The organism is Kibdelosporangium banguiense, from assembly GCF_017876405.1.
GTDB lineage: Bacteria > Actinomycetota > Actinomycetes > Mycobacteriales > Pseudonocardiaceae > Kibdelosporangium > Kibdelosporangium banguiense.
On sequence record NZ_JAGINW010000001.1, the window covers coordinates 10,958,784 to 10,982,277 of the forward strand.

The 23,494-nt window shown below is 66.7% G+C and carries 15 protein-coding genes and 1 pseudogene; 11 read left to right on the forward strand and 5 right to left on the reverse strand.

Annotated elements, in window-relative coordinates:
• Positions 1-19: 19 nt before the first annotated feature.
• Together JOF56_RS49095 and JOF56_RS49100 are read left to right on the forward strand one after the other, a co-directional pair.
• The gene (locus JOF56_RS49095) at positions 20-928 is read left to right on the forward strand and encodes an alpha/beta fold hydrolase (RefSeq protein ID WP_209646328.1); all 909 of its coding nucleotides are present in this window, start codon (positions 20-22) and stop codon (positions 926-928) included.
• On the forward strand, positions 826-1,314 hold the full coding sequence (locus tag JOF56_RS49100; protein WP_209646329.1) for a LuxR C-terminal-related transcriptional regulator: 489 nt from the start codon (positions 826-828) through the stop codon (positions 1,312-1,314). Before JOF56_RS49095 ends, JOF56_RS49100 begins: the two co-directional genes overlap by 103 nt.
• Positions 1,315-1,473: 159 nt before the next feature.
• Here JOF56_RS49100 and JOF56_RS49105 read toward each other — a convergent pair whose 3' ends face one another.
• The 3 genes from JOF56_RS49105 to JOF56_RS49115 all read right to left on the reverse strand — a co-directional run bounded on the left by JOF56_RS49105 (position 1,474) and on the right by JOF56_RS49115 (position 4,945).
• Positions 1,474-2,412 (reverse strand): hypothetical protein, encoded by a 939-nt coding sequence (locus JOF56_RS49105; protein WP_209646330.1) that lies wholly within the window; start codon positions 2,410-2,412, stop codon positions 1,474-1,476.
• A 280-nt stretch (positions 2,413-2,692) separates the two neighbouring features.
• Entirely contained in the window at positions 2,693-2,917 is a 225-nt protein-coding gene (locus tag JOF56_RS49110; RefSeq protein WP_209646331.1) for a hypothetical protein, read from the reverse strand.
• Between the two features lie 123 nt (positions 2,918-3,040).
• On the reverse strand, positions 3,041-4,945 hold the full coding sequence (locus tag JOF56_RS49115; protein ID WP_209646332.1) for a hypothetical protein: 1,905 nt from the start codon (positions 4,943-4,945) through the stop codon (positions 3,041-3,043).
• A 599-nt stretch (positions 4,946-5,544) separates the two neighbouring features.
• Between JOF56_RS49115 and JOF56_RS49120 the strand changes: the two genes are divergently transcribed.
• The 4 genes from JOF56_RS49120 to JOF56_RS49125 all read left to right on the forward strand — a co-directional run bounded on the left by JOF56_RS49120 (position 5,545) and on the right by JOF56_RS49125 (position 7,861).
• Positions 5,545-5,775 carry a hypothetical protein gene (locus JOF56_RS49120; RefSeq protein WP_209646333.1) on the forward strand — a complete coding sequence of 77 codons (231 nt, stop codon included), beginning with the start codon at positions 5,545-5,547 and terminating at the stop codon, positions 5,773-5,775.
• Positions 5,712-5,981, forward strand: a complete 270-nt coding sequence (locus JOF56_RS61020; RefSeq protein WP_372448406.1) for an nSTAND1 domain-containing NTPase — start codon at positions 5,712-5,714, stop codon at positions 5,979-5,981. The genes JOF56_RS49120 and JOF56_RS61020 overlap by 64 nt, the downstream gene beginning before the upstream one ends.
• A gap of 943 nt (positions 5,982-6,924) precedes the next feature.
• Complete coding sequence (locus JOF56_RS59850) at positions 6,925-7,053, forward strand: hypothetical protein (protein WP_281065603.1); 129 nt, start codon at positions 6,925-6,927, stop codon at positions 7,051-7,053.
• 610 nt (positions 7,054-7,663) lie between these two features.
• Complete coding sequence (locus JOF56_RS49125; protein ID WP_209646334.1) at positions 7,664-7,861, forward strand: hypothetical protein; 198 nt, start codon at positions 7,664-7,666, stop codon at positions 7,859-7,861.
• A 352-nt stretch (positions 7,862-8,213) separates the two neighbouring features.
• Here JOF56_RS49125 and JOF56_RS49130 read toward each other — a convergent pair.
• Positions 8,214-9,237: pseudogene (locus tag JOF56_RS49130) on the reverse strand (IS1634 family transposase); the annotation flags it as partial.
• 264 nt (positions 9,238-9,501) lie between these two features.
• Positions 9,502-13,116, reverse strand: a complete 3,615-nt coding sequence (locus tag JOF56_RS49135) for a S8 family peptidase (protein ID WP_209646335.1) — start codon at positions 13,114-13,116, stop codon at positions 9,502-9,504.
• An 876-nt stretch (positions 13,117-13,992) separates the two neighbouring features.
• Between JOF56_RS49135 and JOF56_RS59855 the strand changes: the two genes are divergently transcribed.
• The 5 genes from JOF56_RS59855 (at position 13,993) to JOF56_RS49160 (ending at position 23,475) form a co-directional block, all read left to right on the forward strand.
• Complete coding sequence (locus JOF56_RS59855; protein ID WP_209646336.1) at positions 13,993-16,287, forward strand: NsdA family TPR-like regulatory protein; 2,295 nt, start codon at positions 13,993-13,995, stop codon at positions 16,285-16,287.
• Between the two features lie 98 nt (positions 16,288-16,385).
• The gene (locus tag JOF56_RS49145; protein ID WP_307855614.1) at positions 16,386-17,351 is read left to right on the forward strand and encodes an AAA family ATPase; all 966 of its coding nucleotides are present in this window, start codon (positions 16,386-16,388) and stop codon (positions 17,349-17,351) included.
• Between the two features lie 9 nt (positions 17,352-17,360).
• On the forward strand, positions 17,361-18,527 hold the full coding sequence (locus tag JOF56_RS60525) for a DUF58 domain-containing protein (RefSeq protein ID WP_209646337.1): 1,167 nt from the start codon (positions 17,361-17,363) through the stop codon (positions 18,525-18,527).
• The gene (locus JOF56_RS49155) at positions 18,524-20,818 is read left to right on the forward strand and encodes a transglutaminase TgpA family protein (RefSeq protein ID WP_209646338.1); all 2,295 of its coding nucleotides are present in this window, start codon (positions 18,524-18,526) and stop codon (positions 20,816-20,818) included. Before JOF56_RS60525 ends, JOF56_RS49155 begins: the two co-directional genes overlap by 4 nt.
• On the forward strand, positions 20,815-23,475 hold the full coding sequence (locus tag JOF56_RS49160; protein WP_209646339.1) for a PKD domain-containing protein: 2,661 nt from the start codon (positions 20,815-20,817) through the stop codon (positions 23,473-23,475). Before JOF56_RS49155 ends, JOF56_RS49160 begins: the two co-directional genes overlap by 4 nt.
• Positions 23,476-23,494: the final 19 nt, after the last annotated feature.

Below are 23,494 nucleotides of genomic sequence, written 5' to 3' on the forward strand. Positions count from 1 at the left end.
TTGACTGACGGAGAGACTCATGCAACACCAGCCGATCAGCGCCACGGAGCGGATCGTCTCTGTCAACGGCATTGAGCTCTGCTACGAGACCTTCGGTGACTCGCGACAGCCTGCGCTATTGCTGATCATGGGCCTGGGCTTTCAGCTCGTGCACTGGCCCGACGAGTTCTGCCAGCGGCTCGCCGAGCGCGGCTTCTGTGTCGTTCGATTCGACAATCGCGACGCCGGCCGCTCGACACACCTGCCCGGAGCCGCCTACACGCTGGTCGACATGGCCGCCGACGCCATCGGGCTCATCGACGCGCTCGGCATCAGACGCACCCACGTAGTCGGAGCGTCGCTGGGCGGGATGATCGCCCAGGTCATGGCCACGCGCTACCCGTCGCGGGTGCTGAGCCTGGCGTCGCTCATGTCCACCACCGGCCGCCGCGGCAAGGGCCGCACTTCTCCGTGGCTGCTGCTCCGCCACATGCTCTCCCGAGGCGCCCGCACCGAGCAGCAGGCCATCAAGCGGCGTGTGCGAGGGTTCGCAACCATCGGCTCCCCCGGCTTCGAGCAGGACGTCAACGAGATCAGGCGGGCGACCGCGCTCTCGTTCCGCCGCGACCCCGACCATCGCGGAGGCCGACGCCGGCAGTTCACGGCAGTACGCGCGGCCGGCGATCGAACCGACCAACTTGCACAGATCACCGCTCCGACGGTCGTCATCCACGGGACGGCGGACCGCATGTGCCACTACTCCGGCGGTGAGGCCACCGCCGCCGCCATCAGCGGTGCACGGCTCCTGCTCATCCCAGGCATGGGACACGACTTCCCACCCGGCGCATGGCCCACGATCCTCGACGCGATCGTCGACAACGCCCGCCGCGCCAGGCACACCGCCGGAGCCTCAGAAGGTCATCTCCCCAATGCAGATCGTCCAGGGTGAGGACCAGCCCTGGACGGAGATGCCAGGCGCTCCAGCAGAGCCCATGTCGCCAACTGCGACTGGCACAAGACGAGGCGGTGTTCGATCCAGTGATCGCGCGCCAACTCGGCGTCAGCCCGAAAACCATACCCAACCGCGTATCCGGCGTCCTCAGAAAGCTCCGGGTGCCCGACCGAGCCAGGGCCGTCGTGCTGGCCCGTGAAGCCGCAGTGGACGGACCGATCCGCCTCGTCCACTGCGGACACCGCTCAGCTGACGACAGGGCCGGGTCCACCTACGACACCCTGGAAAGCGATGTCCACACAGGACTCCCGGCTCGCTGCTGCTCGAACACGCCTTCAACATCGAAGCCTGGCTCGGTCACGATCCTCCTCCGAGTCCGGTGAACGATGAACGGTGGACCGGGTTCAGGAGCAGGTCGATGCCTTTCGAGCGGTACACGGTCGCTGTACGGGCGAGAGAAAACTCGCGGCCCCCGGATATCAACTCCAGATCGGAGTGTGCCGCAAGGGATCTGGGCGGCACCTTGCCGTCTTCGTAGACAGTCAGGGAGTAATTCTGGCCGCGACGACGGGGCGATCGTCGACTCGGACAATCCGGTGGCTGGAAACGCTCCACTGGTACCCGGCGAACGTGCCATTCTCATCGGCGTAGAACAACATGTGGCCGTACCCAGCGCCGGTTTCCTTCGTGCTGCCGTTGATCCGAGTGTCCGGGTAGGCACCGTCGCCACTTGGACCGGCGCTGCCGTGCGCGTTCTTGGTGGTGTCGATGATCTCCACTACGTATGGCCTGCGGCCGTCCAGAGCTTCACCCATGCCATAACGACCCTTGACCCTGCGTACCAGCATGACGTGGCCGGTGGGTTTTTTTGACTCCGGATACTTGATCGCAATGAGATCACCCGGCTGAAGGTCGGTGATTTTGTTGATTCTTGTGAAGTGTGGCACCGAGTTGTCGTTATCGGCGATCGCGTCGTAATAGTCGCGCGCGCGTGGACTGTATTTGCCGAAATTTTCCTTGAAAAAGATCGGCTTGGCCCACGAGTACGTGTGCGTCAGTGTTTTGGTGACAAACGAGGCGCACTGCGAGACGTTCTTGTAGGTGGTGGACCTTTCAGGGCGTCCCCATCGCACTTCGGTCTCCTCGGAACCCTGCCGGTACCTGTTGTACCGTCGCTCCCGGGGCCAGCCTATGGCGTTGAGGTGGTCGACCAACTCCTCGGCGACCTGCTGATGTGGCACTTGCCGGTCGATCACGCCGCGACGGCTCACACCCTCCACGCTGGGCGCGTCGGCGCATAACCGTTCCCCATCTGTCCGCGGACAGATGTCCGATGACGACACTACGGACTGCAGATGACCGCTCACACGGGCGTGGGAGTGCCTAGCGGCATCGGCGAGAGCCGTCGCCGATGCCGTGGCGCCGATTGACGGAAGGGTCAGGCTCAGCGTCACGATAACCACGACGGACATTTTCTTCATTACGCCTCCAAAACTTCGGGAATCATTCGCCAATTCGAAGAGGCTCGCCACCGTCAGCGTCGGAGCCTCATACGTTCGACCGAGCCGGTCCGGGATTAGCGTTCAGCCTGCACCTCGGCACGGGTGAAGACATCCGCAATATTGCCTATACGGCGGGTCGCGCTACAGAGATAGAAATGAAAGGGCATGACACCGAGGCCGGCACGACAAACGACCTGGAACTGGAGTGCTTGGCCTCCGCAACGCCGATCTGGCTCTGCAATCTTATCTCCGGGGAATTCTAGAAGTGACCCGAGCAGCCGGACTGGATCACGCTCGGTTCCCAGACCACGCCGGGCAGGGCGCCCGTCGAGCAGGCCCAGTCCAGCCGCTGCTGGATCGACTCACAGTCACCGAGCCAGTAGACCTGGCAGAACGTCTCCGGGTGGGCGGCGATGACCACCTCGATCGCCTTGCTGGCAAAGGAGGACAGCCCCGCGGCGATGGCCGCCCAGGCGACGGCCACCTCCCCGCCGGGTGCACCGCCTGTGCCCCGGTCGGCGACAGGATCACCGTCCGCGCCTTCGCCTGAGTATCCATAATGGATGGTGGTGCCCCGCCGGTGCGGGGCACCGTTTCGCGCTGAAGGTCAGCAGGGCTGCCTGGGCGTTGCCGTGTTGGACTGGTTGTCCAGCTGGGGACCGATGGCATCGGTGACTGCCTTGAGTGCTGCACACAGGCTGGTTGTGGTGTTCTGTGGAAACATTTCTTGCAGCGCGTACCAGTGGAAGCCGCCGCCCAAACCGTGGTCGGTGGCCAGCGCCGCGCGGGTGTACTGGTCGACCATGTAGGCGCGATCCTTCTCGAGGCTGGCGTTGTCCGTACCGGTGTTGCCGAGCGGCCACACGCGGTTCATGTCCTTACACCATTCATACACCGGATCGTTTTCGTCGCTGTGCTCGTCGTGTCCGCACCAGTAGCCCAGTTCGCCGATCCCGACCCGCATGTGTTGACCGGGCTTCCCAGACAGTTCCGACACTCGCCTGTCCAGGGTGGACATGACGCGGTCGAGGGAGATGCCCAACGGGGCGTTGTCGGCGTAGATCGACAGCAGCACGACGTCGGCGTCATCCAGCAGGTCGTGCTTGTCACTCTCGCGGTCAGTCCATTGTAGATTGCCGGAGCCGGGGGCGATCCAGTTGAACGGGGAGTATGCCCAGGGCGTCTGCTCGGCGGGCGTGCCACCCTGGATCCGGGTGGACGGTCCCCACGCGCCGAGCTCCCAGAACAGCGTCAGGGCGACGGGCGTGGTCGGGCTGTCCTGTTTGACCGCCCGCGCGGCCGCGCCGGCCTTGACGTGGATCCGGTCACCCGGGGACACCGGCTCAGCACAGTCGATTTTTTCCTTGTTGATGTCCTTTTCCTTGTTGTCGACCCAGCAGCCGTTGACCTCGTTGCCGACCTCCCACGCATCGATCCGCAATCCCGGGCCGGCCGAGCGCCCGTAGTGCTTGAGCAGGTTGCGTGTCCGTTCCGTGTACTGCTCGGTGGTCAGCTGGGCGGCGGCGGTCGAGTCGAGGACCTCGCCCATCACCCGCAGGCCCGCCTGGTGCGCGTTCCTGATCGCCCTGTCGTACTGCTCGAAGTCGACAGTCGTCTTGTTGCCGTGCTTCTCGTCGTACTCGAACACGATCCGCACCCAGCCATAGCCGCTCTGTCTCCCCGTTGGGGTGGTGGCCTTTGCGATGCGGGGCCAGACCTTGTCGTAGAACGGCACCGTCTCCGACTCGACGATGGTGGCACCCAGCCACGGCCGCGCGTCCTGACCATGCCGCGCCGTGGCCATCCGCCGCTGGGCTAACCGTGGCCCGTAGTCGGCCAGGAACGCGTCATACGCGGTGTGCAGGTCAGTCAGCGCGCGTTCGCCGACTCTTCCCTGATCATCCGCGGGCGAGGAGTCTCCCACCTTGCGGAGTTCACGCACGGCACGGGCGAACGCGTCGGTGTACACCTCTGGCGGCTGGTAGCCGGGGACACCGGCCACTCGTGCCCGCAGTTGGCCTTCGATGTCCTTGGCCGCCTGGTAGTTGAATACCACCGGCTTGTCCGGCGTCTGGGCGTATCCCTGGCCGCCATTGTCCATGACCACGTAGGAATAGCCCTTGCCGGTCGGCCAGGCCACCGCCAGCGCCGGCCCCTTACCTGACGGCAGCTTCCGCGCGGTGAACGCCAGCCGCAAATGACCGGCACCGTCATCGGTCACCTCCACCCGGCCAGCCTTGCCGGGAATCGCCTCCAAGGTGCCCGGGTCGAGCAGTACCTCGCTCCACCGCACGTCCTCCGCGTCCTTCTCCGAGGTGCGGTGGATCACCTCCAGGCCGTCCTCGCGACTCGGTCGCACCGGTTTCCCCGATTTGTCGAGTAAGTAGAAATCCACCAGCACCTGGTTGTCACTGTCGTCCCCTGCCTGGGCAGCCGGTCCGGTCAGCGCACCCCCGGTCACAGCCGTTAACAGAGTTAACAAGATGGTTATCAGTTTCAGTCTCATGGACATCGGCTTCACCCTTTCCACCCCGGGGCCGGTCTCCCGCAAGGGATCACCCTGGGACAAGCGAACGGGTGACCTGTGGATCACGAACAGACGACGAAATTGCATTTTACTGTCAGTGGGCATGAAACTACTCCTTATTCGTCGCCACAATATGCGGCGGGCTGCACTCCAATAAATTGATGACGCACAGGGGGCCAAACCCCCACTACACATCCCGTATTAGCGGATTACCAGGCAATCGTGCGCCAATCGGAAGAACATGCCGACGCTGCCGATCCTCAGGACAAGCACCGAACTCGCATCAGCGCTGGGAGAATCCGCGCTTCCATACCCAGTAGCAAAGGCATTCATGCCTATACCACCGACCATGATGACCGCGACGACGACAATGAGTATTTCGGACATCACCTGTCTCATGATTTTCCCTCCCATTCGCGCGACGGCGGTAGACGTGTACTTCTGGTCTTCCTTGTCGCAGCATCGGGCCCCGCCCACGCTCCGCGCACGGATGCGGCCATCCCGGAATACAGGGACGGCGATTACTCACCCCCAGCGAGTAATCGCCGGAAACAGTGCGGCCCGTCAGCGGGTACAGCGGCACTATGACGCTCGTTGCTTACTGGGCGGACAATCCGGGCCTGTCCCCGGCGATGGCCGCACTGTCCGAGTACCTGCCGTGGCGTGTCTTTTCCGTTCACCAGCGCTCCCTCCCGAGCCGTATCGCGGCGCTTGATATAGACGCCTGGAAACAGATGTACCGCCGTTGGCGTTGTTTTCGTGTCGGCGTACGCGCCAAGGAAACAATGCGAGACAACCCGGCGAAAGTAGGATAGAGGCAACAGGCGATACCACGACCGGACGACCCACCGGCCCCAGACGCCGGAGCAGTGCAACGGTTCGCCTGGCAGTTGCGCCAATAACGGAAAGAAAGCAGGCAGCCCGACGTATCACCGATGTGTTGCTGGTGGTCGATCAGTTCGAGGAACTGTTCACCCTCTGCCCCTGGCACGGGTCCGGTTGCTCAGGTCGGCGACGGTGAGGGTGTGTGGGCCGGCCGTCAGTCTTCGAACCTAGCCGGGCACGGTCACGTTGCCGGTGATGCTGCGTGTACGTAGGCGTTGGTTCTCGGGACTGCGGAACCCGTAGGCGTTGCGGGCGGCGCCCTGTTTCCGATCTCCTAGAAACTCGCTCTAAGCTGCGGAAACGCTCTTAACTAAGTGGCATTGGACCTCGAACCCAGAGGTGATCAAAAAGTGTCAATGTCGCTTATACGCCAGCGGAATTGGTTCCGGCAGCTCGGTAGCCATGGTTGGCTGTCGTCCACGCCAGGGGGAGCGTGTGGTGATTGGGGGATTCACTCGCCGCACGATTTCTACCGCTCTTTCGGCCACCTGCTCGCCAGGAGCGGGAGGCAAGGGCGTGCAACCGAAGGGGGTTACTCATGACCGACGTCATGCCGGGACCGGGGAGCAAGAGACGGGTGCGGTTCATCGCGACAGCGCTGGTCGGCATTCGGGCCATCCTCGCCCAGGGATTCTGGTAGACGACCAGTCGCCACCACGCGACGCCCGGATGTCCATGCGGGCTGGACGATGCCCAACACCGCGGAAACTGCCGTCCCGCTTGACGCCAGGGATGACCGCAGAAAGGGAAGCGGCCACATCATCGCGGCGCATCGTGGGCAAGTGCCCTGACGGACGAGTGGCAAGCAGGGACGGCCTCGCGACCTGCATCGGCACTGACCCTACGTCGACAACGCACGTCCAACTGGGCCTCGTCGATATCGACGGCGGCGGCGGTGCCAACCGGGATATGACCACTCGGGCAATCTCGCTACACAATGGCCAGCGGACTCCGTAGCGCGGCAAAGGACTATTGTTCAAGAAAGACGGGCACCATAAAATGTTGCACGGTCACGGAGGGCCGTTTGCCACATGAGCCTGGAAGGTCTTGACTGCACCGTCATTTCGGGGAGCCAAGGTATGAACATCATTGTACTTCTCATCGCGATTGGCGTCGGCCTCATAGCGGCGGGAACCTGCCTGGCGGTTTTCGCGGACGAAATTGCGCGCATTGCCGTAAAACTGTTTCGACGGAGAGACCACGAATGAACGAGTTGGAAGACGTGCAAAGATCAGGATATGACAGAGTCATGCCCGAAGACGCGCGCGTGACAATCAGGAGTATCGGCTGGTTGCTGCTCGTCGGTACCGCCTTGGACGACGCTAAGTCCAGAGCTGGGATGGCCCGCAACAATGGTGGCGGTCGGGCTCGGATTCATAATTGGCAGCTCGGACAGCATACGTCGCGGACGAGGACCGCGATCTCGATGACAGGCTCACGTCTCCCCCGACACAGGAAGTGCCGATCTGATGGTGTAACTGCGGTGCGTGACACACTTCGGCGGACGGGCCGGTCCAGAAACGACACCACAGGAGAAGCAACGCCGATGGTCAGTCGCCGCAGGCGGTTGACCGTGCGTTCGCCCAGCAGATGCGCGGCAGCCCCGACCCGCCATGCCGCGCCATCTGGACGGACCACAATGAGATTCCGCCACATCGTCCTCACCGCGCTGATCGTGATCGGCATGCCGCTGGCCGCCTGCGGGCATCCGGCGTCACCGGCCGGTCCGGCCACAACCACCACCAGTGCCACGGATTCCGGCGTCGAAGGCACAGCGGCACCCGCCACAACGCTCGCCACGACGGCATCGAAGACCGCATGGTCTCCGCCAACCTCCCGCACCACACCCCCGTCACCGAACTGGCCAGCCTCACCCGCACCGCCGACTACCTCATCAGGCGCGGCACCGACGCAACACAATCCGATCGGGAAGCCTGCGAGGCCCGGAAGTCCGATCGGGAAGCCTGCGGGGTCCGGAAGAAGGCGGTGATGAGCAAGCTCAGCCAGGACCCATAGACCGGAGCAGCGGACGTGGCGCCGCCCGCTCAACAAGTCTGGAGTTACTGGGAGCAGGCCGCTGGTCACTGTATCGCCCGTCGAGCCGTAGCCGCGTTTGACCGAGTTTGGTGCATCCCCATGGCGCAAGCAGGGCCGGATCGAGGCGATGGTGGATCGCGCCCGACGCATCGGACGCCTCCTGGCGTACTTGCCTCGGGCCATGCAAGAGGCCGACCTGCGGCCAGGCACGGGTCTGGGTCGATCTCGCTACCGCTGGCCTCCACCTCGTCCCGGGCTATCGCCTCGCGCCCGACACAGGGACTGCGGGTGAGCGTGGCTCTGGCACGCTTGTAGCCCGACCTGGCTCAAGTTAGTGCGCACCAGATGGGCGGTGGATTTGCTCGAGCGCGCGGTGCAGGTCGCTGGGTAGGGGGTCGGCGGCGGTGAGAGTGTGTGGGCTGGCCTGGATCTCGACGGTGCGGTAGCGGCGGGCGGTGCGGACGAACTTCTTGATCGACCGCCCCGCGCGGTCTTCGAGCCAGTGGCTGATGGCGAGGGCGGCGAACACGATGGTCAGCTGTGCCTCGATCGAGTCACGTTTGCGGTGGCAGATCGGCCGTGCTTGGAGGTCGTGCTTGACACGCGAAACGACTTCTCGATGCGGAACAGCGGTGGTAGGTGTCGATCACGAACTCGGCCGTGGCGTCGAGGTTGGTGATGTAGCCCTTGAGCCCTGTCAGGGCTCGGGCCTTGGTTTCGAGGGAACGGTTGACCTTCCGGGTGCCGCCGAAGAGCGTGATGAACCGGTTGGATTCACCGGCGCCTGGCCCGCGACGGCTTTCTCGACCTTGGCGATCTGCTGGTCGATCCCGCGCAGGGTGCGGCGGGCGCGGTCGGCCCGGCATTGGTAATAGATGATCTGGTCACGGCGTTTGTCGGTGGGTCCGGCGGGCCAGGGTTGCAAGCCGACATGCGCCGCGCACGCCGCGGCCAAGGCGTGCCGCCAGGACCGCTCAGCAAACGTGGGCTGACAGCGCTTGACCGTCGCATGCGACGGTGGGCGATCCCGGCCTCGTCCAGGACTCGCAGCAAGTCGAGCTTGCTCGTGGGCTCGATGATCCGCGCCAGCACCAGGCTCCGGAGCACCTCGTCACCATCGGTGGCCGCATCGAATCCGAGCTCGTCGTAGGCATGGCCGAGTGCGTCCCACAGGTGCCCCATCCGCGAGGATGTGATCGCCAGGGGCCACCACCAAGCATACCCGCGTCAGCACCGGCGCCCAGGCCCAGTTCGAGCTGGCCCTGGCCTGCGGCCATGCGCTGCCGCGCAGCAGCCTTGAGGACCTCAAGCTCCACGGCGTCGTGCGCCGAGCCGATGTGCTCGATGTCCCGTGACCCGCGCTGCGAGGAGCTCCCGACGCCGTCTTACCGTGCGCACGTACGCAGCCACGTGCCAACCCTGGAACCGGCCGATTAGTGCGCACATCCGCCCGACCCACGCGGCGAAGGCGCAGGTCAGCGACCGCGCTCAGCCAGATCCCGAGATCGTGAGCCAAGTCAAGTCACAAACCAAGGAATGCTGGAAGTACGCGGGTGCCGCGCAACGCGGTGTTGGCGTTGCGCGGCACCGTTCCCCTATACATGGTGGTTATCAGTGGGTCATGGTGTGGGGTTGTTGGTAAGCGCGTAGGCGCGGTGGATGGTTTGCTCTATGCGGTTGCCGACCGAGTCCGATGCTTTGGCACGCAGGGAGATGAATCCGGTGGTGGCCTCCAGGTTGGGGTGAGGGATCTGGATCGTGTACGTGTCGCCGCCCTTGTGGACGACTGTGGCGGAGTACCAGCTGGTGCCGTCGTTGGTGGAGTACTCCAGCTGGAACTCGTTGATCTCGCCGCGTCCTTCGGCGGCGTTGTGGTGGCCGGCGGTGACCTCGAAGGTGTGGGTGCGGCCGGCCGGTGCCTGGTTGAGCAGGTCGAGCCCGAGTTGGTAGTCGAGCTGGATGATGGGTTGGAAGGCACACTTGGTCCCGCCGTCCAAGCAGGTGTAGCCGGGTGGGAGGTTGCCGGCGGGTGGCGTGGAGTTGAAGGTCGCCACTGTGCTGATCCGCGGGGCGAGTCGGTGCACCGCGCCGTTGGGCCAGAACGGTTTCGGGTTGTCCGGCCAGGTGTCCTCGACTTCCAGCCGATAGGTGCCGGACTGCTGGCCGAGCGGGAACAGCGGGATCGGCAGTGGGCCGACCTTGCCGGGAATCTCCTCCTCGCCCCGGAACAGGCGCACCTTGCTGGGGTAGTGCCCGGCCAGCCCCGGTTCGGCGAAGTGCCCACGCATGGAGTCCATCCACTGCACGGCGGGCAGGAAATCCCCGTTGGCGTCCCGGCACAGCGAGCACAGCATGGGGAAGGGGGCGTCGCCGGTGTGGGTGGCCGCCCCGCCGTGGATCGGTGCCTGGAACCAGCGTTCCGGCGGCTGTGGCCCGGCGGTGCGGTACACGTTGTGGGAGAGCTGGAAGAACGTTGTCGCCGGGTCCGGTGTTCCGTCCGGGCGCGGCGCGTTCTGGACCACGAAGCGTTTCCAGAGCACCGTGTCGTCGACCGGGCCGATGTACTCCGTCCACTGGCCGGGGCCCCGGAACCGGGTTCCGTTCAGCGCCATACCTGACGGGGTGTCGGTGGGCAGGGCGAACCACTTCTTGGTGAACAAGATGTCGGGTTTGTCGGCGTGGTAGCGGGTGTCGACCGCGGCCAGCGTGGCCGGATCGGCCTTGTTGACGTGTGGTGCTGGTATGCCGTTGCGGTCGCGGAAGTACAGGTTGTACATGTACTTGGGGTGGCTGCGGGCCGGCTCGGCCTGGGGCTGGCTGAGCGTCAGGTGGTCCTGGGAGCCCACGGTGCCGCGCTTGGCCGGGGCGGTGGGCGTGATGTAGTGCTGCCAGCCAGGCCCGGTGAGGACTCCCGCGGCGTGCGGCATGGGCATGCCCGGGAGATGGCGCTGGATCGAGGTGAACCGCTCCCTGGTTTCGGTCGGGTCCTTGGTCTGGACCTGCATGGGCACGGCGGTGCGCGCGTCGAGGGTGATAGTGGTCGGCCCGGTGACGGGGACCTCGGCGGCCGCGAGCAGCGTGGCGCGCCGGACGTCGGCCTGGTCCTCATAGGTAAGGGCGGTCGTGGAGTACTGGCCCTTCGGCACCAAGATGGTGCCGGTTCCATTGACCACCGGCACCGTGAAGGTCGCCGGGATGAAGGGATCGTTGTTCTTCGGGTTGGCCCAGTCGTAGTCGTCCCGGACGATCGTGAGCCTGCTCGGCGTGGGTGCGTTGCCCCGGGAGTCGGTCAGCTTCAGGGTCAGCGGATGGGTCTCGGGCTCGGCGTAGAAGCTGAACGGCGTCCGCGCGACCGAGCCACCCGCCGTGTCCGTGGCGGTGATGACCCCGCCGTATGCTCCGGCCGGGCGGGTCGTGCGGCTGACCGCCGGGTCGAGTGTCACGCTGGCCGTGGCCGTGCTCTTGGCCGGCACGACCAGGGTGTCCTTGTCCAGGCTCACCATGCCAGGCGAGGCCGTGGTGCCGTTCCAGGCTGTGGCCGAGAATGTCAGTGACAGCGTCATGTCCCGATCGGTGCTGTTGGTGTAGGTCACCGCGCGCCGGACCACCTGAGTGTCCGCGAGGGACAGCCGGCCGAACGAGACGGGCGGCGGTCCGGCGACCGTGCTCGCCAGCGCGGCGGGGATATCGACCCGGCCGGCTCCTTGTTCGTACCATGCTGCGCCGATGTCCTTGGCGCTGGAGGTGAGCAGCCCCTTGAGCTCGCCCGCCGTCCACTTGGGATGCTTCTGGGCCAGCAGGGCGGCCGCGCCGGCCACATGCGGCGTGGCCATCGATGTCCCCGACAGCTGGGTGTACTGCTCGCCCACCGGCTTGCCGAGGTTGGTCCCCGCGGCGCGGGCGGCGACGATGTCCACACCGGGAGCGACGATCTCCGGTTTCACCATCGCATCGCCCAGCCGCGGGCCGCGCGCGGAGAACCCGGCCATCTGATCGGACTTGGTCACCGCGCCGACCGCGAGCGCCGAGGTGGCCGCGGCCGGCGCCTCCACCGACGCAATATTGCCCTCGGGGACGTTGCCAGCGGCGACGACGAACAGCGCGCCAGTCTCGTTGGTCAGCGCGTCGACACACTCGCTGAGCGGGTCCTGGCCGTCGGTCGGGCCCGCACCGAGACTCATGTTGATCACGCGGGCGCCAGCATGCGCCGCCCAGTCCATGCCGGCCATCAGCTGTGACACGTCACCACCACCGTCGCTGCCGAGCACCTTGCCATTCAGCAACCGTGCACCTGGGGCCACGCCCTTGTACCGGTCACCAGATGCCGCACCCGACCCGGCGAGAGTGGACGCGACATGCGTGCCGTGCCCGTGACCATCGCTGGCGTCCGGGTCTGGGGTGAAGTTGCGTGACTCGGCGATCCGGCCGGCCAGGTCTGGGTGCCGGGTATCGATCCCGGTGTCCAGCACCGCCACCGTCACCCCGGTGCCGTCCAGGTTGTGCGGCGGCGCCCACGCCTCGGGCGCGCCGATCTGCGGCACACTCTGGTCCAGGCTGGCCTTCACCTTGTGATCCAGCCGCAGCGTGGTCACTCCGCCGCCGAGCGCCGTCCCGCCCGGCCGCTGACCGGGGGCCTCGCCGGTCAGCGAACGCCAGAAGGTGGCTGCCTCGGAGCGCTTCACCCGCACCGCAGCACCCTCAGTGCAGGGCAGGGTCACAGTGCGGTCGCTGGCCGGCAGATCGTCCGCCCGGCGGGTGAGCACCTCGGACGACGGCTTGTCGCCATAACTCACGATCACCGGCACGCTGTCACTGGCCGCATCGGCCAGCCCCTCCTGCTTGACGAGCTTCGTCACGTTGAACAGCTCGGCATCCACCACGCCCGCCGCCAGATAGGACGCGGCGTCCGACGGGATCACGTAATAGCCGTCCGGGCCGCTACGCGTCTCGAACACCGCAGGCGCCCCGGACCGGGATGCCGACTCGATCGACACCACCGGCCCTCCGGCCCCTTCGGCATAGCTCACCACATCCCCGGTGACCAACGTGACCCGCTGGACCGGCTGCTGCGCACCGGCCGAAGCATGTGGCTGACCCGACACGACCGGTGGCGGGACCGCGGCGGCCGCGGCCGGGGCCACCGTCACCGCAACCAGCGCGCCGAGCGCAGTCACAACCACGCGACGGCGCCACGGCGGTGCCGTGCCCGTTCGCCGAACTGATCTGGAACGCACGATAACCTCATTTCATAAAAACGACACGAAAGCCGCAACAAAGGTCGCGCTTTCTATGTCGCGAACTGATACAAAAAATCGAAATTGTGAAAGCCTAAAAAGCGCAAGAGGGAAAGAAGCTATTCGGCTGTCCACGCCTCGGTGACGCGTCAGGGCGGGGTAGCCCACATTGCTAGCAGGGCGTGGCCGGCGTCGGCGAGTTCGACAGGAACAAGCTGTCCGAATTCCGCCGCAATGGTGGCGTGCTCTGCCGGTTCACCCTTCTAGTCGGTTCGCCTGGCGAAGCACCGTCATCGCCTGCGCGACCACCACAGTCGGGAACGCTCCAGCGTTCGCCGCACGGTCCCCTGTGCCTCATGTGATGTGTCGGTCCGGTTCATCGGTGGCCCTTCCCTCGCGGTGCTGGCGCTAGATGTCGCCTTGGAACCAGATGTACCGCCACTGGCGTTGTTTCGTGTCGGCGTACGCGTCAAGGAAACAACGCGAGACAACCCGGCGAAAGCGATAGAGGGCAACAGGCGATACCCCGACCGGACGACCCGCGGCCCACAGCCGCCAGTACTTCGAGTCGTTATCCAACTCGCAGGCCAATAGTGGCCATTGACCAGTATGCGCCGCTGGTCGGTGTTGCAGGTTCGGTGTTGTCAATGCTCGACTGACATTTAGTTCTGGTGAACTTCTACTGGGGTGTCTCGATAGAACCTGAGAGCATGGGGGCAGGTGTGCGCAATTTGTGGGCTGCCATGGGCACCGGGGCGGCCGTTGTCGGGTTGTTCGCCGGTCGGTTCGATGCCGACTTGCCTGACCGGTCGCTAGCGGGATAGTGGGTGGTGGGGGATGCCGAGGCGGGAGGGGCCCTTAGACCGGGATGCGGGTGTGGTGCAGCGGTTTGCCTGGGAGCTGCGCCAATTACGGGAGAAAGCAGGCAGCCCGACATATCGGCAACTCGCTCTGCGGGCGCATTACTCGCAAGCGACGCTGGCCAAAGCCGCCAGCGGCCGGGACCTGCCCAGCCTGGCGGTCACCCTGGCCTACGTACGGGCCTGCGGTGGCGATACCGAACAGTGGGGAGCGCGGTGGCGCGAGGCGGCGGCCGAGGCCGCGCCTGCGGCACTGGAAGACATCACTGCCGCCCAGCAGCAGGCGGACGCCCCCGCTCCGTATTTGGGGTTGGCGGCGTTCACCCCGGAGGACGCCGATCGGTTCTTCGGCCGGGAACAACTAGTCGCCGAACTGGTGGCCACGCTGGACCAGCACCGGTTCCTGGCGGTCTTCGGGGCCTCCGGATCAGGCAAGTCGTCCCTGCTGCAGGCCGGGTTGCTCCCAGCGGTGCGCGAGGAATACGCAACCGCGCTGATCACTCCCGGGGCCGAACCGGAATCGCAGCTCCGGCAGGCCCTGGGCGCACGGCCCGCGGAGACTGATGTGCTGCTGGTGGTCGATCAGTTCGAGGAACTGTTCACCCTCTGCCCCGACCTCGCCACTCGCGAGCGATTCATCACCGGATTGCTGGAGGCGGTGCGAGAGCCCGGCAGCCGCACCCGGGTGGTGCTCGGTGTGCGTGCGGATTTCTACGCCCACTGCGCCCAGCACCGCGGGCTGGTGGAGGCGCTGCGGAAAGCGCAGGTGCTGGTCGGGCCGATGACCACCGACGAGTTGCGCGCGGTGATCACCGGCCCAGCGATCCGGTTCGGCTACAGCGTCGAGGGCGCGCTGGTGTCTCGGCTGATCGGCGACGCCACCGGCCAACCCGGCGTACTCCCGCTGCTCTCGCACGCCCTGCTGGAAACCTGGCGCCGCCGCCGCGGCAACGCCCTCACCTTGGCCGGATATGAGGCGGCCGGCGGCATACACCGCGCCATCACCCGGACCGACGAGCGGTCCAGACTGTTCGCTGAGCAGTTGCGGCGTACCCGGTTGGCCGCCGGACTGTCGCTGTCGGAACTGGCAAGGCGGGTCCACTACAGCAAGGCTCATCTCAGCAACATCGAGGCTGGGCGCAAGCCCGCCGGGGTGGGCCTGGCCCGGCGGTGCGATGCGGCGTTCGGCGCAGAGGGCAGGCTCTCCGCGCTTGTCGCGCCGCCCATCACTGTTTCCAGCGGCTCATCGGACGGGCGAGACGAGGCATGGTCCAAGGAGGTGTGGACGATGAACCTGGAATCGAATGGTTCCACCTGGTTCACTCCGGTGCGGCGGCGGGACGCGCTGGCGTCGGGCGCCGCGCTGCCAGCACTGCGGCTCACCGAGCGAGGTGCGTCGGCCGCGGCGAACCAGGAGACGACGCTCACGGCGTTGCAGGCGATGTTCGAACAGCACCGGCTGATCGGGCAGATGATGAGCCCAGCCACGGTACTGCCCGCGCTGATTGCCCAGACCCATACCCTGCGTGGGCTGGCCAGGGTGGCGCGTTCTCCTGTGCGGGAACGGTTTCTGCGGCTGGCGGCCCGGTACGCGGAGTACACCGGGTGGATGGCGCAGGAGGCGGGCAACGACCGGGGCGCGATGTGGTGGACCCAGACCGCGGTGGATATGGCGGGTGCTGTGGGGGACCACGACGTGAGCGCGCACAGCCTGGTCCGGCGCGCGTTAGTCGCGCTGTACCGGGATGACGCCGCCGTGACCGTTGAACTGGCCCGCCGCGCGCAGACCGATCCAAGGGCACCGGTGCGCGTCCGGGGCATGGCCGCATTGCGCGAAGCGCAGGGACACGCGCTGGCGCGGGAGGACAAGCTGTGCCAGGACAGCTTGGATCGGGCCGCGCGATTGCTGGAGACCGTTCGCCCCGACCCTTCGGACGGCATGATGCTCGGTCCTGCCGCAGGCTCCGCTGTCGCACCGGTAGTGAATGGATGGTGCCTGTACGACCTCGGGCGTCCCGCCGAGGCGGCCGAGGTGCTCGACCGCGAGCTGGCCCGGTTACCTTCCTCGTCGCGGCGGTCGAATGCCCGCTTCGGTGCCCGGCGGGCGCTGGCGCACGCTGCGGCCGGTGAGATCGACCATGCCTGTGCGCTGACCCACCAGGTGCTGGACAGCGCCGAACTGGTCGACTCGGCCACTATTCGGCTCGACTTGCGCAGGCTCGCCCGCACTCTTGCCCGGTGGGCGTCGCACCGGCCGGTGAGCGAGTTGCAGCCGCGCCTGACCATGGCGCTGCATGCGCCGGTTTCCTGACTGCGTAAGGGAAATGTCCGGAAACCGGGAACCTTGGAAGGCAACGGTGCCTGACGAGGCCATTTTGAGCGTCGGTATGGGCGTGAAGGGGGCTTGACGTGCGCGATGCGGCCGTTCTGCAGCGTGGCTTCGAGGAGTTGCGCGGGAACATCGACGAGTTCATCCGGGGCAAGTCGGAGGTGGTCCGGCTGGCGCTGGTGTGTCTGCTCGCCGAGGGGCATTTGTTGATCGAGGATGTACCAGGGGTGGCGAAAACGTCTCTGGCCAAGGCGATCGCCCGTTCGGTCGCGGGCGCGTCGGTGAGACGTATTCAGTTCACACCGGATCTGTTGCCGTCCGATGTGACGGGGGTGCAGGTGTATGACCAGGGTAGCGGGAGGTTCGAGTTCCGGCAGGGGCCGGTGTTCACCAACATCCTGCTGGGGGATGAGATCAACCGTGCTTCGCCGAAAACCCAGTCGGCCTTGCTCGAGGTGATGGCGGAGGGACAGGTCACAGTGGACGGCCACCCGGTCCGGGTGCCGTCGCCGTTTCTGTGTATCGCCACCCAGAATCCGGTGGAACATCAGGGGACCTACGCGCTGCCGGAGGCCCAGCTCGACAGGTTCATGATGCGGATCAACGTCGGCTATCCGGATGGGTTGGCCGATGAGGTGAGCATCCTGGCGGACGGGATCGCGCGGCGCCGGCCTGAGCAACTCACCTCCGTGATGGAACTCGACGACCTGCGCATGATGATCCGGGCTGTGCGCGAGCAGCATGTGGCTGGCAATCTCCAGGAGTACATCGCCTCTGTAGTCCGCGCGACCCGGGCACATCCCGAGGTCACCTTGGGTGTCAGTCCCCGCGGCGGCATCGCGCTTGCCGCGGCGGCGCAGGCCTATTCACTGTGCGCAGGACGGGCCTTTGTGACCGCAGATGATGTCAAGGCGGTGGCTGTGCCCGTCCTGAACCATCGGTTGCTACTCACGCCGGACGCGCGGATTGAACACCGAACGCCCGAGTCGATCGTCCGGGACATCCTGACGACCGCGCCAGCACCCACGGGACAGGGAAGTCGGTGAGCGACTGTGGTGACCAGAAGCGGGGTGGTGATGGCCGGCGCCACGGTAGGGCTGTTGCTGGCTGGAGCGTGGGCGGACTACCCAGAGTTGGTAACGCTCGGGTTCGCCGGCCTGGGTGCCCTGGTGACCGCTGTGGCCTGGCTGTTCGTACGACCCCAGCTGACGGCCGGGCGGGAGGTCCGTCCGCGGCGCGTGTTCGAAGGCAGCGCCGCCCGAGGGCTGTTGACGGCCACGAACGTGGGTCGGCGCCGCAGCCCACCCTTGCTGGCCACCGAGACCGTTGGCGGACACTGCATCACGGTGCCGATCCCGGCGCTGGTCGGTGGGCAGAGCTTGCAGGTCGGATATCCATTACCGACCGAACGGCGCGGCCGCTACGTGATTCCTCCGTTGGTGCTGAGTCAATCCGACCCGTTGCGACTTCTGCACCGCAGGCGTGCGCTCGGTGCGGGCTTGGTGCTGCACGTCTACCCGCGCGTTCACCCCCTGGCTATGGTCACGGCTGGTGGCCCCCGTGACGCGGAGGGACCGACGGCGAGCAGCGCCCCACCGGGCGGGGTGGCCTTCCACAGCCTGCGGGAGTACCTGCTTGGGGATGACTGGCGGCTGATCCACTGGGGAGCGACGGCCCGCACCGGCACGCTGATGGCACGCCATCTGGTAGTTCCTGACGAGCCGCGGCAACTGGTGGTGCTCGACACCAGCGCCGCGCCCTACACCGCGACAATGTTCGAGGACGCGGTGCGCGTTGCCGCCTCGTTCTGCGTGGCCGCCGAACAGGCCGGGTTACCGGCTCAGCTGCGCACCACCGGCGATGCGACCGGAGGTGTCCAATGGCCGGACGGGGAGTGGGGTCGTGACCTCAGTGCCACCCTGGAGTTTTTGTCTGTTGTAGACAGTGGTGGCGTCGACCGCGGCCTGGCGGCGCTGCTCGACACGGTGCGGGACGTCATCTCTGCCGACCATGGCGTCGCGCTGGTAGTGGTCACCGGCCGGGTGGACGCCGGCCAGGCGGAACTGCTGACGCTCGTGCGTCCCCGGTTTCTGTCGGTCAGCCTGGCCCAACTCGTCACGGCGGAACCCGCATCGACAGCCAGGCCCCCCGGTGTGCTCGCGGTCGCCGCGCCGACCAGTGCGAAGTTCGCCGTCTCCTGGAATCGGTTGGTATTGCGATGAAAGTGACGTGGCGGACGTTCACGAGTCGAGTTTCCGGGCCTCTGCTCGCCGAGGTGGCGCTCGTGGTGGTGGCAACGGCCGTCGGGGCACTGGTGTACCGCGGGTTCTTTGCCACCATCGAATACCTCCCGGTTGTCGGCCTTGCCTGCATCGGAGGTGCCGTGACGGCCGCCGCAGCGGCGGGACGCCGCTGGAACGCGTGGTCCACCATGCTCCTGGCAGCCGGGGGATTCGCTCTGTTCGCCACCTACGCCGTCTTCGGCGACACCATCGAGGACGGCCTACCGACCAGCCGGACCGGCTCAGACCTTCTCCACGGGGTACTCGGCGGCTGGGCGCGCATGCTCACCGTGGAGCCACCAGCCGACGCATGGGCCGAACTGCTGGTGACACCTGCGCTGGTGGTGTGGAGTGCCGTATTCACGGCGGTCACGCTTACCCTGCGGACGCGGTCCCTGCTCGCACCGGTCGCCCCGCCACTGGTGGCGTTCGTCCTCGCCCTGCTCGCCGCTGGCAGTCAGCCCGGTAAGCACACCGCCGCAACCGTCGCATTCCTGACCGCCACACTGGCCCTGATCCTGTTCCGCGCCCGCCGGACCGCCACCGGCGGCAGAACACGACACAGCCCACAGCCGCCGCGGAGGACCCGTTCGCTCCTCACCGCAGGCCTGACGATCACGGCCAGTGCGCTGTCCGGCATCGTCGGCGGCCACGCACTGCCACTGGCCTCAGGCCAGCATCGCTTCGACCCCCGACAGTTGCGACCGCCGCCGATCACGCTCGCCGCCACCCTCACCCCGCTGGCGAAGGTCAAGAGCCAACTGATCGAGAACCCGCCCCGCGCACTGTTCACCCTCCGGATCGACCGCGAGAACGCCTCACAGATCAGCCGGGTGCGGACCGCGGCGCTCGACGCGTTCGACGGCACAACGTGGACCACGACCGACGCCTACCGCGCAGCCGGAAGCCACCTCGCCATCGACCCCGCCCTGACCAACGCTCGGCCGGTCACGGCTCACATCGAGGTGAACGACCTGCCGGGCCCATTCCTGCCCGTGCTGGGCTGGCCTTCCCGATTCACCGCTGCCCAGCACAACACCGGCGACATCGGCTTCAACGGACGATCAGGTGTGCTGGTCAGCACCGCCCCCACACTGCACGGACTGCGCTACACGCTCGTGGGGAAGATCAGCAGTCACGACCGGGGGTTGCCCCCGGCAGTGCCGAGCACGTCCCCGGAACTCGCGCACTACCGGGCGCTGCCCACCAACACCCCAGCGTCGCTGCAGGTAGAGGCCCGGCGACTCACCGGCGCCCAGCCCACGCCGTACGGCCAACTGTCGACGCTCGAACAGCACCTACGCTCCCGGCCCTACAGCCTCGGCGCGCCCCCGGGACACTCCTACGCCGCCATCACCCGCCTGCTAACCGACAACACCGACAATCCCGGATACGCCGAACAGCATGCCGCGGCATTTACCGTGCTCGCCCGAGCGCTGGGCTACCCGGCCCGGGTCGCGGTCGGCTATCGACTACACGACTACCGCGACGGCGCCTACATGGTGACCACCGCCGATGCCCACGCCTGGCCCGAGGTGCATTTCGCCGGCTACGGCTGGGTGGCCTTCGAACCCACCGACACCAGCAACACCACCGCCAACCCACCACCACCCCCACCCGAGATCCCGCTCGTGGCACCACCGCCACGACTCAACCCGCCACCCATCGCGCCGCCGGCTACCGAACCGCCACCGCCAGCGGTGGGGGGAAACCAGCCCGGTTTCGACTGGGCCGGCGTCCTGCGCGGCATGGTGCTCCTAGTGGTCGGCCTCGTCGCTCTGGTCACGCTCGCCACGGCGGTGATCACGATTGAGAAAGCCCGCCGCCGGCGGCGAAGACGCCACACCCATGACCACGCGGCGCGGGTGCTCGGAGCCTGGCACGAACTGATCGATCGGCTGGCCGAACGCGGCATCACCTGCCCGGTGTCGCTGACCGCCCGAGAAGTGGCCCAGCACGCCGACACCGCGCTCGGGCCCGCCGCGAGTTCCGTCGCGGCCGCAGCGCCACTGGCCACCGCGGCGGTGTTCGCGCCGGACCACCTCGACCAGCGTGCAGCCGAGCGGGCCTGGCACCTGGCAGCACAACTGCACACCGATCTCTACCCCCGACAGGTATCCCTGAGGCGGCTGCGCGCCGCGGTGGATCCGCGTCCACTGTGGACCAACAGGTGTGCCGCGCGGGAACGGCGACGGGCATGGAAACGTCTGGAAATGGGAAGGTACCGATGAAACTCCTAGCATTGCGGCTGCGGACGCGGCGCGCGCGAGCCCTGGCTGCGCTGGCAGCCGCAGCGAGCGTGGCCGTCTTGGTGGTTCTCGGCGCCGACCAGAGTTACCGTTCCTCCCGGGTCCAGTTGCACGCCGGCACAGCCTGGCTGGCGTCGAACCGGATCGGGCAGGTAACACTGGTGGACGGTGCGTCCGCGCAGGTGGCCGCGCAGGTGCGCGTCGCCGCATCGGCCAGCCCGCTGCGCGTCGCCCAGCAGGGCAGCGGGGTGTACGTTCTCAACCAAGCCACCGGGACGCTGGTGCGCGTCGACAGCGCGACCCACGACATTTCTCGTTCGGTGACCCCCATCCCGCAGGCTCGGGGCACGCTCACGCTCACGCCCACACCGCACACCTTGTACACGTTCGACACCCACAGCGGAATGCTCGCCTCAACAGACCCGGAGACCCTCATACCCCAAGGCAGGCCGCAGCCGCTGGCGGCCGGGATCGCCCCCGATGGGCTCGCGGTCGACAGCCGTGGGCAACCGTGGGCGGCTGGGCAACAGACCGGTGAGCTGGTCTGGCTGTCCGAGGGACAGCGCCGGACCCGCCCCGCCGCACTGCCCGGCACACCCCGCTTGACAGCGACCCAGGACCAGCCGGCCTTGGTGGACCCGGCGCGGGGCACGGCCGAACTGCTCGACCCCGACACCAGTGCTGTCACTCGGTCGGCACGACCCGATATTCGGACCGGCGACATGGTGGCAGTCAGCGGTTCCCCTGACCGGTCGAGACTGCTCTTGTCAGTGGGGACTCGCGGCGCGTTCATCATGTGCACCTTCGACACCGCCTCGTGCACGACGCCGCTGACGGTCGGCGCACCCCACAGCGACCTCGGCGTCCCCGTGGAGGTCGACCACTACGCCGTGGTGCCCGACTACGCGACCGGCCAGGCATCCATCATCGATCTCACCACCATGCGACTGGTCGCCCAACGACAACTCTTCGACCACCCCGTACGATTCGAACTGCTCAGCCGGGACGGCATCATCTTCTTCAACGACCCGAATGGCAACCGGGCCGGGGTACTGGACCTGGCTGGCGATGTCCGGATCATCACCAAATACAACCCGGCGGCCTCCGGCAATGGCGGACCACATATCCCGGATCCCACGACACAAACAGACCAGCCCTCCCGACCGGACGGAGAAAACCCCACCAACACGGGCTCAGGCTCCGTAACAGCCAAGCCGGGGCCGGGGATCCCGGCGCGGCCATCCGGCGCCCCGTGGACGCCACCCCCAGACCCCACGGAACCACCATCACCCGGCCCAGCAGTGTCTATTGTGGTCAAGCCACGCAACCACGGTCTCGTCGGAGAGCAGTTCGAGCTCACCCTGACATCCCGTCTCCCCGTCGGCATCGCCCAAGCCCATTGGCGATTCGGCGACGGCAGCGAGGCCACCGGCACCACCGTGCATCACCGCGGGGAACGGCCCGGAACATTCCCGGTCAGCGCCGCCGCCACGCTCACCACCGGAGAAAAAGCCCCGATCGCCGAAACCACGATAGTCGTGGACCCACTAGGAACGCCGCCGCGGATCGACCACCTGACCATCCGGCGGCCAACCCCCGTGATCGGTGAGAAGGTTCACTTCAGCGCCAAAGTCTCCGGCAGCCCACCAGAAAAATGGAACTGGACAATCTCAAAACCCGACCAACCGAGCAGCACAGTCAGCGCCACTACACCCGACTTTCACCACGTCTTCACCACACCAGGAACCTACACAATCAACCTCACCATCACCGCCGGCGCACATAGTGCACGCGCCTCCCAAAACCTCACTGTCGCATTAGGCAGCGTCAAAGCCTGGCGTGACAACTCTGCGGGACAGGTGTTGGTGCCGCCGGAGGCGGCCAGCGGCGTGGTCGCTATCGCCGCCGGCGGCGAGCATAGTTTGGCGTTGAAGGCCGACGGTTCCGTGATCGGCTGGGGGCAGGTGTTGGTGCCGCCGGAGGCGGCCAGCGGCGTGGTCGCTATCGCCGCCGGCGGCGAGCATAGTTTGGCGTTGAAGGCCGACGGTTCCGTGATCGGCTGGGGTTACAACGATACGAGGCAGGTGTCGGTGCCGCCGGAGGCGGCCAGCGGCGTGGTCGCCATCGCCGCCGGCGACCGGCATAGTTTGGCGTTGAAGGCCGACGGTTCCGTGATCGGCTGGGGCTCCGACCGTTTTGGACAGGCGGAGGTGCCGCCGAAGGCGGACAGCGGCGTGGTCGCCATCGCCGCCGGCGACCGGCATAGTTTGGCGTTGAAGGCCGACGGTTCCGTGATCGGCTGGGGCTCCGACCGTTTTGGACAGGCGGAGGTGCCGCCGAAGGCGGACAGCGGCGTGGTCGCCATCGCCGCCGGCGGCGACTATAGTTTGGCGTTGAAGGCCGACGGTTCCGTGATCGGCTGGGGCCACAACGATACGAGGCAGGTGTCGGTGCCGCCGGAGGCGGACAGCGGCGTGGTCGCCATCGCCGCCGGCGACCGGCATAGTTTGGCGTTGAAGGCCGACGGTTCCGTGATCGGCTGGGGCTACAACGGTTTTGGGCAGCTGAAGGTGCCGCCGGAGGCGGCCAGTGGTGTGGTCGCTATCGCCGCCGGTGGCTACCATAGTTTGGCATTGTAGCCGGGGTATATGAATGACG

Coding starts and splice junctions, on each gene's coding strand:
- JOF56_RS49120 (WP_209646333.1), top strand. CDS start 5,545: ATGACGCTCGTTGCTTACTGGGCGGACAATCCGGGCCTGTCCCCGGCG.
- JOF56_RS49115 (WP_209646332.1), bottom strand. CDS start 4,945: ATGTCCATGAGACTGAAACTGATAACCATCTTGTTAACTCTGTTAACG.
- JOF56_RS49095 (WP_209646328.1), top strand. CDS start 20: ATGCAACACCAGCCGATCAGCGCCACGGAGCGGATCGTCTCTGTCAAC.
- JOF56_RS49160 (WP_209646339.1), top strand. CDS start 20,815: ATGAAACTCCTAGCATTGCGGCTGCGGACGCGGCGCGCGCGAGCCCTG.
- JOF56_RS49125 (WP_209646334.1), top strand. CDS start 7,664: ATGGTCTCCGCCAACCTCCCGCACCACACCCCCGTCACCGAACTGGCC.
- JOF56_RS49155 (WP_209646338.1), top strand. CDS start 18,524: ATGAAAGTGACGTGGCGGACGTTCACGAGTCGAGTTTCCGGGCCTCTG.
- JOF56_RS49100 (WP_209646329.1), top strand. CDS start 826: ATGGCCCACGATCCTCGACGCGATCGTCGACAACGCCCGCCGCGCCAG.
- JOF56_RS59850 (WP_281065603.1), top strand. CDS start 6,925: ATGAACATCATTGTACTTCTCATCGCGATTGGCGTCGGCCTCATAGCG.
- JOF56_RS49105 (WP_209646330.1), bottom strand. CDS start 2,412: ATGAAGAAAATGTCCGTCGTGGTTATCGTGACGCTGAGCCTGACCCTT.